The following is a 13831-nucleotide window of genomic DNA, read 5'->3' as shown; positions in this document are numbered from 1 at the left end:
CTCCTCGCGCCGGCGGCTACCAGGTGACCGGCAGTTCGGTCAGGACCTGGAATCCCGCGGTGGGATTGAACGGGATTTCCCCGGCCGGAGCAGCGAGACGCAGGCCGGGGAGCCGCCGGATCAGGGTGCCGAGCGCGATTTCCATCGTGACGCGGGCGAGGTTCTGCCCGAGGCACTGGTGGGCCCCGAAGCCGAAGGAGACGTGGTCCCTGGCCGAGGCGCGGTGCCAGGCGAGGGAGTCCGGCGTCTCGTAGACGTTCTCGTCGCGGTTGATGAGCGAGGTTATGAAGAACACGCCGTCGCCCTTGCGGATGGTGGTGCCCTCGACCTCGATGTCGTCCGTGGCCAATCGCGACACACCGTCGGGAATGGACAGGAGCCGCAGCAGCTCGTCCACGGCGGTGGGCAGCAGCGAGGGGTCGGCGCGCAGCTCGGCGAGCCGCTCGGGGTTCTGGAGCAGGACGAACATGCTGAGCGAGATCATGGTCCCTGTGGTGCCGTGGCCGCCCGCCACCTGCAGGACCAGCGTCGAGATCAGCTCTTCGCCACGCACCTCGCCCACATCGGCCGCGCCGCCTCGCCCCGCGAGGAGGTCGTCGAGGACCCCGTCGCCGGGGTTCCGCCGCTTCCGCGCGATCAGCTTGTCCATGTAAGCCATGAGTTCGTCGTAGGCCTCGTTGGCGTTCGGGCCTGCCGCGAGCTGGTGCGACACCTTCTCGAAGAAATCGTGGTCCTCGTCCGGGATGCCCATCAGGCGGTACAGGATCGTCACCGGCACCGGTGCCGCGAAGGCGGGGATCAGATCCGCGGGAGCACCGTTCCCGAGCATGCGCTCCAGCTGCCGGTCGACGATCTCCTGGATCATCGGCCGCTGGGCGTTGATCCGCCTGAGCGTGAAGCTGGGGATCAGCATCTTGCGCCGGGCGCTGTGCACCGCGCCGTCCACGCCCACCAGGGCGGTGACGATCTTCATGACCTTCTGCTGGACGTCGCTGACGGTGGCGGCGATGACCGGGAACATCATGGGCCACGCCGGGTTGGTGCGGTCGCTGGAGATGCGGGGGTCGGTCAGGAGCCGGCGGGCCATGTCGCGGCTGGTGATCGCCCAGACACGCCTGCCGTCGTAGAGGGCGACCTGGGCGAGTGGCCGCTCCGCCGCCAGCGGCAGGTAGGCAGGCGCCGGCTGGTAGGGGCAGGTGCGGTCCTGCGGGAACACAACGGTTTCAGTCATGCGGGAACCTCCGAACAACCAATACGGTGACGTGTGGGTGACCGATGCCCTAGTTCGTGAAGTCCGCCTTGTGGTCCACCGCCCACTCGGCGAAGGTCCGCGCCGGCTTGCCGAGCAGCTTTTCGACGGTGCCGTCGATCTCGGCGGGCCCTTCGAGCGCCTCCTCGTAGTAGCGGATCCTGGTCTCGATGATCCCCGCCGTGTCCGTCCGGCCGATCGTCCCCTCGTCGACCAGTTCCTCGACACGATTCCCGATCCGGCCGCGGAACTCGGCGCGCGCGGCGTCACCCGTGAGGTCCTCGAACGCGATCTCGCGGCCGATCGCCTGACCGATGAGGGCGATCTGTTCGGCCTGGGTGATGCTGTCGCCGCCGGTGATGTGATACGCCGCGCCGGCGTGGCCGTCCTCCAGCAAGGGCAAGGCGCTGACTTCGGCGATGTCCCGTTCGTGGATGGAGGACAGATACGAGTGCGCGTAGAGGATCCGTACCGGCTCTCCGTCCTTAATGGACTGTGCCCACTGCAGGGAGTTCGCGGCGAACGCGCCTGGCCGCACGAACGTCCACGCCAGGCCGGATCGCGCGATCGTGTCCTCCACCGACCGATGCCACCGGGCGATCCAGTGGTCCGGATCGCGGCCGTCCCCGACGGCCAGGGAGGACAGGAGCACGGCGTGCTCGACACCGGCGGCCTTCGCGGCCTCGACCACGCCGTCGATGCCGGCGGGCTGGGTGTACAGGAAGACCTTCTCCACCCCTTGCAAGGCTTGCTCGAACGTCTTCGGGTCGGTGAGATCCACCCGGCGGACATCGACCTCCGCCGGCAGGTCGAGCGACGCCGGGTCGCGGGAGGTCGCCCGCACGTCCACTCCGGCGCGTACCAGCAGATCCACGACGTTACGGCCGACGTTGCCGGTCGCACCGGTCACCAGAACCGTCATGATTCTCCCCCTGTCCAGCTCGGCGTTCTCGGACCCGCTGCGCGGTGGTGTGAGGGGGCCGCCCCGGCGGCCCGTTCGACGCGGACATCGGCGCGGCTCAGCCCTTCGGCCGGATCGGGTGGGACATCGGATTTCCCTTGTGACGCAAGCCGAAACCCTCCCCGATCGCCAGCGACCCGTACAGTCCTTCCGGAGGCTATGACGGACGGCGCCGACCCGGCATCCCTCACTCTGGTAGAACCACCGCGCGGCTCCCCGGCAAGCGCTTCCCTTACCGGGTTCCGGCGATCGGATGCGCGCCCCGTTTCCGCGCCGTGCCCGTATGTCTTTCCGCTTTTCGACAGGGCCGATTGCCCGAAAGGGCACCTCCGTATCGCCGCACCGGACGCGTCGAGGATCTCGTGACGCCGACAGCCGGACTGCCTTTCCACACTCGGCCGTCCTACCCGAAAGGGCAGTCGCAGCGCAGGAGAGTCGTCACCCCCGAAAAATCACCCACGAACCGATTATCGACACGAGGCCACCCCGAGGTGATCCAGACCACAGCAACCGCACCTCATGGCCTCCTCGGACATCTTTGCCGGCGAGTTCGCACCACAGCGCAAATGCACGAGCACAATTCAAGGGGACTGAAATGGGCATCACCACGAAGGCGATCCAGCGCGGCGCGATGACCGTCGCCGCGGTGGCGGCGGTGGGCGCACTGGGGGCGTGCTCGTCCGGGCAGCAGGGCAATCCCGCTCCGGCTCCGCAGGGCACCGTCGGCAACGGCGTCGGCGTCGGCACGGCCCCGAACGCCGGGACCAGCCATGGCGCGGAGGCGAAGGGCACCCCGGCCGCCGACGGCAGCGGCTCCGCCAACGCCGGTGGTCACCCGAACTGCACGAACCTGAAGGTGACGGACAAGTCGCCGGACCTGGTGCCCGGCAGCACCACACAGATGCGGTTCCAGCTCCTGCTGACCAATCAGGGCAGCGCGCCCTGCATCGTGCGGGGCTTCCCCGGCGTCCGCCTCACCGGCGACGACGGCACCGGCTGGGATCTGGCCCGCACCGGCGCGCCCGTCACCCCGGTGCTGCTCGGCCACGGTGAGCACGCCACCGCCGACCTCACCTACGCCACCGCGGCGCCCATCACCGGCACCGGTTCCGGTTCCGGCGCCGATTCCGGCTGGCACCCCACCACCATGACCGTGACCCCGCCCAACAGCACCAACACCCAGACCCTGGCCTGGGTCGACGGCGTGGGCCTCGCCAAGCAGGACGGCGCCACCCACCCCGGCACCTACATCGGCCCCGCCCAGCCCAGCGGCGCCAAATAACAGACCCACTACCGGAAAACACCCGAAAACCAAGGGGGAAGACGTGAGCAAGCGAGCCGATTTCTACGACGCTCCGGCGCACGACTATCTGCGTTACTGGGACGGCCGCGACTACGAGAACGCGGCCGAACAGGCCGCGATCCGCAGGCTGCTGAACGGCAGGCGCTTCGAGCACGCCGCCGACGTCGGTGGCGGTTACGGCAGGCTGTGCGTGCTGTTGCAGGAGTTCGCCGACCGCGTGACGCTGGCCGAGCCCAGCAGCAGGCAGCTCGACATCGCCGCGACCTTCCTGGCCGGTCATCCTCGTATCGAGCACCGCCTGATGCAGGCCGACGCGCTGGCGTTCGAAGACGATTCCCTGGACCTGCTCACGATGATCCGCGTGATGCACCACCTTCCCGAGCCCGGCACCGAGTTCGCCGAGATCGCCAGGGTGCTGCGGCCCGGCGGCACCGCGGTGATCGAAGTGGCCAACCTGGCGCACGCCCGCAACCGGGTGCGGTATCTGCTGAAGGGCAGGCGGATCCCACACCTGCCGGTGGACATCCGGTCACCGGAGAACCGGCACGACGACGAGATCGCCTTCGTCAACCACAATCCGCGCACGGTCATCGAGCAACTGACCAGGGCAGGCCTGCGGACCGAGCGCGTGCTCTCGGTGTCCAACCTGCGCAGCACCGCCCTGAAAAAGGTGCTGTCGCACCGGGTTCACCTGGCGGCCGAGGTCGCCAGCCAGCAGATGCTCGCCAGGACCTTCTTCGGCCCCAGCGTCTTTCTGTTGCTGCGCAAGGATTGACCCCGCCCCGGAAACGCGACGCCGAACCGGACACGTCCTGACGAGCGCAGGGCGTGCCCGGTTCGGCGCAACCTGTGACCTGCGCGAGGGGCATGAGCCCGCAATGGCGAACTAAGTTCGTCCCGGGTTAGAGTGACACCATGCCCGCCGACCCCGGACAGCGCCGTGCCCGCCGTGCGGCCCGCCACGCCCAGCTCCCCGCGGACTCCCCGCCGCCGGCTTCGCGCAAGGCGCCCATCACGGCCGAGCGGATCACCGATGCCGCGCTGCGGGTCATCGCCACCGAGGGTTACGACGCGCTGACGATCCGCCGGGTCGCCGCCGTGCTCGACACCGGGCCGTCCTCGCTGTACGCGCACATCGTCAACAAGGAGGATCTCGACGAACTGCTCATCGCCCGGCTCTGCTCCGAGATCGCACTCCCCGAACCCGATCCCGGCTCGTGGCGGCAGCAGCTTCTCGACGTCTACGCCCAGCTGCGCGACCTGTACCTGAAGTACCCCGGCATCCCCCGCGCCGCGCTGGCCATGGTCCCCACGCACCTCGAAACACTGCGGGTCAGCGAAGGAATCCTGGCGATCCTGCTCGCCGGCGGCATCGAACCACAGCGCGCCGCATGGGCCCTCGACGCGCTCACGCTCTACGTCAGCGCCTACGCTTTGGAACGCTCACTTGTCCGGCAGCGGCAGCAAAACCACGACGGCGACTGGGTCCTCAGCCGCGAAGAGCTCGTCGAGCGATTCACCGCCCTGCCCGCCGACAGCTTCCCCCACACGCGACGCCACGCGGCCGAACTGACCTCCGGTACCGGGCACGACCGATTCGACTTCACGCTCGCCCTGATCATCGACAATCTCACCGGCGGCTAGCTCGCCCTCGCGCCCCGGCGGACCGTCCGAAGTGGATGATCCGAGCCCAGTGACTTCAGTTGTCATTGCTACACAACGAATCCTCCCGGCCGAAACCGCCGCCCGACCGCCGGATCACGATTCGATGGAGGCGAGTAACAGGCCACTGCGGACCGTCGACGTAGGGGCGGACCGCGCGGCGTGCCGCAGGCACCTCGACCGCGGCTGTCGGATATTTCCGCTCAGCGAGGCCATCCGGTCTCCCGAGGAGCTGGTGATCGATGCGCAAGAACGTCATCGTGGGCGTGGTGCTGGCCGTGCTGCTCGCCGCCGGATGCTACCCGCGGCCCGATCCCGCCCCGCCCGCACCACCACGCCCACCGGTGTACACCGCACAGGACGCCTGGGTGTCCGCCCTGATCGCCGACGCCCAGCAGGGCAGGGACGCCGATATCGCGGTCATCCCGCCCCCGCAGTACGACATGATGCTCGCGCAACTGCGGCAATGGGCTCCCGCACCGGCCGCCCTGGTCGCCCAGCTCCGGGCGGTGAACCCGCGCTGGCCCGTCACCGCGAGCGATCTGCAGACGTTCACCACCGCCTGGTGCCGGGTGGACGTCGCAGGCTCCACCAACTTCCTGCTCGGCCGCATCCCCGGCGCCGGCCTGGCCACCCTGCCCGCGCTCAACCAGTTGCTCGGGGTGCTGGCGCAGACCTGCCCCGGCGCCTTTCCGCAGGCGCTGGACTGGACGAACCAGGTCTTCGTGCACTACACGACGACCAACCAGCGGATGATCAACGCGGCGTCCGTACCACGCCTCCCGCCGAATCCCCAGCGATCCGCGGTCCTGAACGCCATCTCGGGCAAGGTCTGCGACGCGCTCCATACCGGGCTGAGCGCCAAGATCGCCGCGAAGATCCGCAACGCCAAGGCGAACTTTCTGGTGACCACCGCGCTCGAAGTCGGGATGACCTTCTGCCCGGACGCGGTGCAGGGCGTCATCGCGTAGCCGGCGGGCGCTCGGGCCCGCCGTCGCGGACCGGACACTGTGGACAGTCGCGTCCCGCGTGGACTGGCCCCTTGTGGACGAGAACTCCTTGGCGCAACATAGGAACCACGACGGGGAACCGGAGCGGCTGCACCGAGCCGCACCGTGTCCCCGGCACCCCTGACCACGCCGGTGCGGGCGGGCCGCGGAACCGACCCCCCGCCCGCGCCGGCCCCCGAACCAGCCGTCCGGCAAGGGATGTCACACCATCCGCAGGACGACCTTGCCGAGCTTGCCCGGCGAACCCAACCGGTCGTAGGCGTCGAGCGCCCGCTCCAACGGGTAGACGCCGTCGATCGGGATCGTGAGCTGTTTCGCCGTGAGGGCACCGAAAAGCCCTTCACGCACCCGGTTCGCGAGCGTGGTCTTCTCGTTCGTGCTCCTGGCCCGGATGGTCGAGCCGAGCACCCGGCCGCGCCGCCGCATGAGGTCGAACAACCGCAACGACACTTCCTCCCCCGCGCCGACGCCGATGACCAGGATCCGGCCGTACGGCTTGAGCCACTCCACGCGCCGCATACAGTCCGGGCCACCGACCAGTTCGACGACGATGTCGTACGGGCCGTTTTCCTCTTCCTGGTCCGGAGTCACGACCGCCGCCCCCGGCACCAGCTCGCGAACGCCGTCGTGCAGATCCGCGCGACGCACACTCGCGACGACTTCGGCCCCGGCGAGCGCGGCGACCTGCACCATCGCGGTCCCGACCCCGCCCGCCGCGCCGGTGACCAGTACCCGGTCGCCGGGCCGCACCCCGGCCTGGTCGACGAGCCCGTCCCAGGCGGTGCTGAACGCCTCGGGAAACCCGGCGGCGTGGACGTCGTCGAGGGTGTCCGGGACGGGCAGCAGCAGGCCGGCGGGAACCGCGAGCCGCTCGGCGTGCCCGCCGCCGCCCACCACCGCCATGACCCGGTCCCCCGGCCCCCAGCCGGACACCTCCGGGCCGGTCTCCTCGATCACCCCGGCGATCTCCAGCCCGGGGATGTCCGCGGGCCACCCCGCCGGGGCCGGGTAGGTTCCCCGCGCCTGCTGCAGATCCGCCGCGTTCAGCCCGGCCGCGTGGATCCGGACGACCACCTGCTCCCCCGAGGCGACCGGCTCGGCCACCTCGCCGAGTGCGAACCGGCCGTCCGTGATCCTTACCGCACGCATGCGCGTCCACTCCCTTCGGCCGCCTCGGGCGGCGTACCCTTGCCCGCCCCCGGATGACGAGAACCGGTTGGCGGGCAAGCCTTTCCTCACCACACCACAGTACGGCTCAGGCGCGCTTGCCGAACTTCGAGCGAGCCCACAGGTAGCCGGCGACGGCGATGCCGAGCGACCAGGCGATCGCGGCCAGGGTCTGGCCGAGGTTCGGCGCGCCGGTGAAGAAGCCGCGCAGGGATTCGATGATCGAGGTGAAGGGCTGGTACTTCGCGAATTCCCGGACGCCGGGGCCCATCTTGTCGGCGGGGACGATCGCGCTGCTGAAGAACGGCAGCATGATCAGCGGCACGGTGGCGAACCCCGCGGACTCCTGCGTTTTCGCGGCCAGCCCGGAGGCGACGGTGAGCCAGCTGACGGCGAGGACCACGAGCAGGAGCACGCCGACGGCGGCCAGCCACTGCGCGAAGGAAGCGGCCGGGCTGAAGCCGAACAGGAAGGCCACGCCGAGGATGGCGGCCAGCGCGAACGTGGTACGCACCATGGTGGACACCACGTGCCCGGTCAGGACGGCGCCGCGGGAGACGTCCATGACCTTGAAGCGGTTGATGATGCCGGTGGTCATGTCGGAGTTGACCGCGACCGCGGTGGCCGACAGGCCGTAGGCGATGGCCATCATCAGCATGCCCGGCGTGGCGTAATCGATGTAGTCGCCGCCACCGACGTTGAACGCGTCGCCGAAGACGTACACGAACATCAGCATCATGATGATCGGCATGAAGATCGCGTTGAACATCGCGACCGGATTGCGCAGGGTGTGCTTGAAGTTGCGGCGAAGCATGATCGCCGAAGCGCTGCTCATCGAAGGGCCTCCGTCTGGGACTCGGTGCTCGAATGACCGGTGAGGGAAAGGAAAACGTCGTCGAGGTCCGGCATCCGCACGGTGAACTCCTCGACCTCGATGGCGTACTCGTCGAGCCGGTCCAGCAAGGCGCGCAGCGACTTGTTGCTACCGTCGCTGGGCACCCGCAGGATGAGGCTCTCCGCGTCGGGAGTGGCGCCCGCCAGCACCCTGGCCGCGGCGTCCAGCTGCGTGGCGCCGGCGAACCGCAGGTGCACGTGGCCGCCGGGGATCCGGCGCTTGAGCTGCCCCGGAGTGCCCTCGGCGACCAGCTTGCCCTGGTCGAGCACGGCGATCCGGTCGGCCAGCTGGTCGGCCTCCTCGAGGTACTGCGTGGTGAGGAAGATCGTGATGCCGTCGGCCGCCAGCTCGCGGACGATCGTCCACATCGTCCGGCGGCTGCGCGGGTCCAGACCGGTGGTCGGCTCGTCCAGGAAGATGATCCGGGGCCTGCCGACCAGGGTCATCGCCAGGTCGAGTTTGCGGCGCATCCCCCCGGAGTACGTCGACGCACGCTTGTCCGCCGACCCGGCCAGATCGAACCGCCGCAGCAGGTGCTCGACGACGCCTTGCCCCTCGTTTCCCTTGAGGCGGTGCAGGTCCGCCATCAGCCGCAGGTTCTCGCGGCCGGTCAGCAGCTCGTCCACGGAGGCGAACTGGCCGGTGACGCCGATGGCCGAGCGGACCTTCTTGGTCTCGGTCGCGACGTCGTACCCGGCGACACGCGCCGTCCCACTGTCCATTTTGAGCAACGTGGTCAGCACGTTCACGGTCGTGGTCTTGCCGGCCCCGTTCGGGCCGAGCAGCGAAAAGATCGTCCCCGTCCGCACATCCAGATCAATGCCGCCGAGCACGACTTTGTCCTTGTAGGCCTTCTTGAGCCCCGAAGTCGTAATCGCTGAACTTGTCATGGCAGCGACTTTGCCCAGCCGCCCTGACACCGCCCTGTTCTCGCCCTGACACGGGCACTGACACGGTGTTTTGCCTGGTCAGTGAGCGAGCGCCGCCTCGGCCAGCTCGCGCCAGTCCGCTTTCGCACCCTCCTGCGCAGCCTCGGCGAACCGCGTGTCTCCGAGGTGCTCCCGCGCGACCCGTTCGATCCGGGCGACGTCCGGCTGGGAACGATCCGGCAGTCCACGCACAGCCGTGCTCGCCGCGAGCAGCCGCACGGCCTGCTCGTACTCTTCACGACGCGACGCCAGGTCCGCGATCCCGACGAGGACACCCGCGATCAGGGGCGCGTGCCCTCCCGCCAAGGCGGCCTGGAAGGCCGCGTCCCGATGGTCCCGGGCCTTGCCGAGATCCTCGGCGAGGTAACCGAGCAGGTCCTGGGTCACCGCGCGGACCTGCGCGCGCTCGGCGTTGTCGCCCAGCAGGTCCGTCGCGACGTCGAGCTGCCGCCTCGCCTGCTCGGCGTCGCCGCCACAACGCGCGAGCTCGGCCTTCGCCAGTGCCAGCTCGACCAGTGCCTCCGGCCAGGCGACCCGTTCCGCGTACCGCTGTGCCTCCGCCATGGCGGCCGCGCTCGCTTCCAGATCCCCCAGCAGCCAGTACAACTGCGCCTGCCGCGAACGCAGCGGCACGACGTCCTCGATCGCGCCGACCTCGGTGATGACCGTGATCGCGTGTTCGTAGTACTCGCACGCACCGGCGAAATCGCCCCGCATCGCGACCCGGGGCGCCAGCTCGGTCAGGGCGAACGAAATCCCCCACCGATCACCGAGCGCACGGAACTCGGCCAGCGCCGTTTCGAGGCACGCCTCCGCCTCCTGCCCTTCGTGGCCGAGGGTGATCCGCGTCTTGCCGAGATGCAGCCGGGCGAGGGCACGAACCCACGGGTCCTCGTCGTCCAGCACGGCTTCCCACGCCGACAGGAAGGCGTCCGGCGCCCGCACCATGCGTTCCAGCGCGGGCACGACTCCCAGCGCCGGGTGATATCCGCCCGGAATCCGCTTGGTGATTTCGTAAACCTTGTGGATCCACTCGGCCGCCTCGTGCTGGTCGCTCCGCCCGGAGACGACGAACATGGAGACGAGGGCGTACACCACGGCCCGGATCTCGTCGGCCACCTCGCCGGGCAGCGCGACGGCCGCCATGATCAGCTCGTTGCCCTCGGCCTTGTGCCCGCCGAGCCACCAGTACCAGCCGGCGGCCGCGGCCAGCCGCATCGCGCCGTCCGTCTCACCGGCGGCGAGCGCACCCCGCATCGCGGCGGCGATGTTGTCGTGCTCGGCCTCGAGCACGGCGAGCCATTCGAGTTGCTCGGCGCGCCGAAGCCGGGGCTCCGCGGTTTCGGCGAGTTCGGTGAAGTACGCGAGATGCGCACGGCGAGTCGCCTCCGCTTCCCCCGCCTCCGCCAGACGCTGCTCGGCGTACTCCTTGATCGTGCCGAGCATCCGGTAGCGCGGCGCCTCCTCGCCCTCGACGACCACCAGCGATTTCTCGGTCAGCGTGGTCAGCAGTTCAAGTACATCGGTGTTCTTCCCGCCCCCCTGCCCTTCGGGCCCACCCCCCGTACTCTCCTCGGCGCAGACCTGCTCGGCCGCTTCCAGGCCCGCGCCGCCGGAGAACACCGAAAGCCTGCGCAGGACCACACGTTCGGCGTCGGTGAGCAGCTCCCAGCTCCAGTCGATCACCGCACGCAGCGTCCGGTGCCGCGGCAGCGCTGTCCGGCTGCCCCCGGTCAGCAGCCGGAACCGGTCGTCGAGCCGGTGGGCGACCTGATCGAGGGTCATGGTGCGCAACCTGGCCGCGGCGAGTTCGATCGCCAGCGGCATCCCGTCCAGCGCCCGGCAGACGCGCGCCAGCGTGCGGACGTCGGTCGCATCGGTGGCGAGATCCTTGCGCACCGCACCGGCCCGATCCCGCAGCAACCGCACGGCCGGAGCGGCCTCGATCTCGGCGGGATCGGCGTCCTCCGCCGGCAGCGCCAAGGGCGCGACCTGCCACAGTGCCTCGCCGGTGATGCCGAGGGGCTCCCGGCTCGTCGCGAGGATCCGCAGCCTGCGGCATTCCCCGAGCAGCCGATGGGCGACCGTCGCCGCAGACTCGATCACGTGCTCGCAGTTGTCCAGTACCAGCACCATCTCCCGGTCCCGGACCGCGGCGACGACCCGCTCCACCGGCTCCGCGTCCGGTGCGTCGCCGAGCAGCGCGTCCCGCAGCCGGAGCGCCGCCAGCACCGCCTGTGCGACATCTCCTCCGGCGCCCAGCGGCGCGAGTTCGACCAGCCAGGCGCCGTCCGGCAGGCCACCCAGCAGCGTGCGCGCGGTTTCCGTGGCCAGCCGGGTCTTCCCCGAGCCACCCGGCCCGATCAGGGTGACGAGCCGATGCCCGGCGACGAGTTCGCGGACCGCGGCGACGTCGGTTTCCTTGCCGACGAAGCTGGTCAGCTCGGCACGCAGGTTGGTCTTCGGGGTCTCCCGCCGTACCAGCTCGCCGCGAAGCAGCGCGACGTGCAGTGCGGCCAGTTCGGGTGACGGGTCGACGCCCAGCTCGTCGGCCAGGGTTTCCCTCAGGCGCTCGTACACACGCAGCGCGTCGGTGTCGCGACCCGTCGCGACGAGGGCCCGCATCAGCGCGGCGACCAGCCGTTCCCGTACCGGATGCGCGGCCACCAGATCGGTCAGTTCCGTGACCAGCCCGGCACCGCGGCCGGACTCGATCTCCGCGTCGAACCGGTCCTCCATGGCCGCCAGGCGCAGCCCTTCGAGCCGGGTCACCGCCGCGTCGAACGCCCCGCTCTCCTGCAGGCCGACGTCCTGCATGGCCGCGCCACGCCACAGGGCGAGGGCCTCGCGCAGCAGCCGGGGATCCTCGTCCTTGCGGGCCTTGCCGATGAGCCGTTCGAACCGCACCGCGTCGACGGCGTCGGGCTCCACCCGCAGCCGGTAGCCGTCCGGCTGGCCGTCGACCACACCTTCCGGTAGCGCTTTCCGCAGCCGGGAAACCAAGCGCTGCAAGGCGTTCGCCGCGTCGGCGGGCGGCGCTTCACCCCAGATCCAGTCGACGAGCGTCGCCTTCGGGACCACCCGGCCCGGGTCGAGCGCGAGGGCGGCCAGCAGCCCGCGCAGCCGGGCGCCCGGCACGTCGGCCACACCGCCGTCGTCCGTACGCACCTCGAATGGCCCCAGTATCCCGATCTGCACCCGGCCGATTTTGCCATGGCCGATGTCCGGGCCTCTGGGCGCTGGCCCGGCTCGGCCGGTGTCAGGGGCGTGTCAGGCGTGTGTCAGCTCCCCCGGCGACTGTGCTCACAACACGCCACGAAAGGAACTTCGATGAGCCAGACAGCCGACATCCCGCACGGCCTCCCGATGGAGCGCGACGCGGGCCCGTTCGACCCGCCCCGTGAGATCACCCGGCTGCGCGAGACGCGTCCGGTCAGTCCCCTGATCTTCCCCGACGGTCACGAGGGCTGGCTGGTCACCGGCTACGACGAGGTCCGCCAGCTGATGGCCGACACCCGGTTCAGCTCGCGTCAGGACCTCGGCGTCGTCCACGTGCCGTACGAGACTCCCGGCATGCCCGTGGCCACCGAACCGTCGCCGACGATGCCGGGCGTGTTCATCGCCATGGACCCGCCGGACCACACGCGGCTGCGGCGCAAGCTGACCGGCGCCTTCACCGTGCGGCGCATGAAGCAGCTCGAAGAACAGATCGTCGACATCGCCGAGCAGCAGCTGGACCACGTCGCGAGCCTGACCCCGCCGATCGACCTGGTCAAGGAGTTCGCGCTGCCGGTGCCGTCGCTGGTGATCTGCGAGCTGCTCGGCGTCCCCTACGCCGACCGGGAGACCTTCCAGGCCAACTCCGCCCAGTTCCTGGTCAAGGACCAGACGCTCGAAGAAAAGATGACTGCGCTCGTCGCGTTGAACACCTACCTCGCCGAGCTGGTCACGAGCAAGCGCGCCGACCCGGTCGACGACATCCTGTCCGATCTGGCCCGGGATGAGGACCTCAGCGTCGAGGAACTTGTCGGCATGGCCTTCCTGCTACTGCTCGCGGGCCACGAGACCACCGCGAACATGCTGGCACTGGGCACCTTCGCGCTCCTGGAACACCCCGAACAGCAGGCCGAACTGCGCGCCGACCCGGAACTGATGCCCAATGCCGTCGAGGAACTCCTGCGTTATCTGTCCATTGGCGACATCTTCTACCGCTACGCCACCGAAGACATCGAACTCGGCGGGGAAACCATCCCCGCGGGATCGACCGTCGTCGTCTCCTTGCTCGCCGCCAACCGCGATCCCCGGCGTTTCGACAACCCGGACACCCTCGATCTCCACCGCAAGGCCCGCGGCCACCTGTCCTTCGGCCACGGCGTCCACCAGTGCCTCGGCCAGCAACTGGCCCGCATCGAAATGCGCGCCGGTTTCGACGGACTGCTCCGTCGCTTCCCGGCCCTGAAGCTCGCCATCCCCGCCGGGGAGGTGAAACTCAAGACCGACATGAACATCTACGGCGTCCACGCGCTCCCCGTCACCTGGTGACGTCCCCGGCCGGGGGCCCCCCCCTCCGTGTGCCCGGGGGGGGGGCGGGGCGGGCGCCCCGACGCGCGGAGGCCGGGGGGGGGCGGGCCGAGTGGGGGGGCGGGGGCGAGACC

The 13831-nt window shown here is 70.0% G+C and carries 11 protein-coding genes; 5 read left to right on the top strand and 6 right to left on the bottom strand.

Annotation, left to right across the window (positions count from 1 at the left end):
* Positions 1-16 precede the first annotated feature (16 nt).
* Both ACFWX1_RS08100 and ACFWX1_RS08095 read right to left on the bottom strand, forming a co-directional pair.
* Entirely contained in the window at positions 17-1231 is a 1215-nt protein-coding gene (locus ACFWX1_RS08100; RefSeq protein WP_378385082.1) for a cytochrome P450, read from the bottom strand.
* Between the two features lie 49 nt (positions 1232-1280).
* On the bottom strand, positions 1281-2171 hold the full coding sequence (locus tag ACFWX1_RS08095) for an NAD(P)H-binding protein (RefSeq protein WP_378385080.1): 891 nt from the start codon (positions 2169-2171) through the stop codon (positions 1281-1283).
* A gap of 634 nt (positions 2172-2805) precedes the next feature.
* Here ACFWX1_RS08095 and ACFWX1_RS08090 point away from each other — a divergent pair.
* From ACFWX1_RS08090 to ACFWX1_RS08075, 4 genes are all read left to right on the top strand, one after another.
* Complete coding sequence (locus ACFWX1_RS08090) at positions 2806-3492, top strand: DUF4232 domain-containing protein (protein ID WP_378385078.1); 687 nt, start codon at positions 2806-2808, stop codon at positions 3490-3492.
* 43 nt (positions 3493-3535) lie between these two features.
* On the top strand, positions 3536-4288 hold the full coding sequence (locus ACFWX1_RS08085) for a class I SAM-dependent methyltransferase (RefSeq protein ID WP_378385076.1): 753 nt from the start codon (positions 3536-3538) through the stop codon (positions 4286-4288).
* A 140-nt stretch (positions 4289-4428) separates the two neighbouring features.
* Positions 4429-5157, top strand: a complete 729-nt coding sequence (locus ACFWX1_RS08080) for a TetR/AcrR family transcriptional regulator (RefSeq protein WP_378385074.1) — start codon at positions 4429-4431, stop codon at positions 5155-5157.
* Between the two features lie 260 nt (positions 5158-5417).
* Positions 5418-6146: a hypothetical protein gene (locus ACFWX1_RS08075; protein WP_378385072.1), complete on the top strand. Its 729-nt coding sequence runs from the start codon at positions 5418-5420 to the stop codon at positions 6144-6146.
* Between the two features lie 240 nt (positions 6147-6386).
* On the opposite strand, the gene ACFWX1_RS08070 is transcribed toward ACFWX1_RS08075, so the two are convergent.
* The 4 genes from ACFWX1_RS08070 to ACFWX1_RS08055 all read right to left on the bottom strand — a co-directional run bounded on the left by ACFWX1_RS08070 (position 6387) and on the right by ACFWX1_RS08055 (position 12374).
* Positions 6387-7334, bottom strand: coding sequence for an alcohol dehydrogenase catalytic domain-containing protein (locus tag ACFWX1_RS08070; RefSeq protein ID WP_378385071.1), 948 nt, complete (start codon positions 7332-7334; stop codon positions 6387-6389).
* Positions 7335-7440: 106 nt separating this feature from the next.
* Positions 7441-8187 carry an ABC transporter permease gene (locus ACFWX1_RS08065; protein WP_378385069.1) on the bottom strand — a complete coding sequence of 249 codons (747 nt, stop codon included), beginning with the start codon at positions 8185-8187 and terminating at the stop codon, positions 7441-7443.
* A complete protein-coding gene (locus ACFWX1_RS08060) occupies positions 8184-9137 on the bottom strand; it encodes an ATP-binding cassette domain-containing protein (protein WP_378385067.1) in 954 nt (317 codons plus the stop codon). Before ACFWX1_RS08060 ends, ACFWX1_RS08065 begins: the two co-directional genes overlap by 4 nt.
* Positions 9138-9215: 78 nt before the next feature.
* Positions 9216-12374, bottom strand: a complete 3159-nt coding sequence (locus ACFWX1_RS08055; RefSeq protein WP_378385065.1) for a BTAD domain-containing putative transcriptional regulator — start codon at positions 12372-12374, stop codon at positions 9216-9218.
* 132 nt (positions 12375-12506) lie between these two features.
* On the opposite strand from ACFWX1_RS08055, the gene ACFWX1_RS08050 reads away from it, so the two are divergent.
* Complete coding sequence (locus tag ACFWX1_RS08050) at positions 12507-13718, top strand: cytochrome P450 (protein WP_378385063.1); 1212 nt, start codon at positions 12507-12509, stop codon at positions 13716-13718.
* Positions 13719-13831 lie beyond the last annotated feature (113 nt).

The organism is Amycolatopsis sp. NPDC059021, from assembly GCF_042739895.1.
GTDB lineage: Bacteria > Actinomycetota > Actinomycetes > Mycobacteriales > Pseudonocardiaceae > Amycolatopsis.
This window is presented reverse-complemented; position numbering and strand designations above follow the sequence as displayed.

What these genes read in the sequence shown, in the direction of transcription:
- ACFWX1_RS08090 (WP_378385078.1), top strand. Translation starts at nt 2,806, where the DNA reads ATGGGCATCACCACGAAGGCGATCCAGCGCGGCGCGATGACCGTCGCC.
- ACFWX1_RS08095 (WP_378385080.1), bottom strand. Translation starts at nt 2,171, where the DNA reads ATGACGGTTCTGGTGACCGGTGCGACCGGCAACGTCGGCCGTAACGTC.
- ACFWX1_RS08075 (WP_378385072.1), top strand. Translation starts at nt 5,418, where the DNA reads ATGCGCAAGAACGTCATCGTGGGCGTGGTGCTGGCCGTGCTGCTCGCC.
- ACFWX1_RS08070 (WP_378385071.1), bottom strand. Translation starts at nt 7,334, where the DNA reads ATGCGTGCGGTAAGGATCACGGACGGCCGGTTCGCACTCGGCGAGGTG.
- ACFWX1_RS08080 (WP_378385074.1), top strand. Translation starts at nt 4,429, where the DNA reads ATGCCCGCCGACCCCGGACAGCGCCGTGCCCGCCGTGCGGCCCGCCAC.
- ACFWX1_RS08060 (WP_378385067.1), bottom strand. Translation starts at nt 9,137, where the DNA reads ATGACAAGTTCAGCGATTACGACTTCGGGGCTCAAGAAGGCCTACAAG.
- ACFWX1_RS08050 (WP_378385063.1), top strand. Translation starts at nt 12,507, where the DNA reads ATGAGCCAGACAGCCGACATCCCGCACGGCCTCCCGATGGAGCGCGAC.
- ACFWX1_RS08100 (WP_378385082.1), bottom strand. Translation starts at nt 1,231, where the DNA reads ATGACTGAAACCGTTGTGTTCCCGCAGGACCGCACCTGCCCCTACCAG.
- ACFWX1_RS08065 (WP_378385069.1), bottom strand. Translation starts at nt 8,187, where the DNA reads ATGAGCAGCGCTTCGGCGATCATGCTTCGCCGCAACTTCAAGCACACC.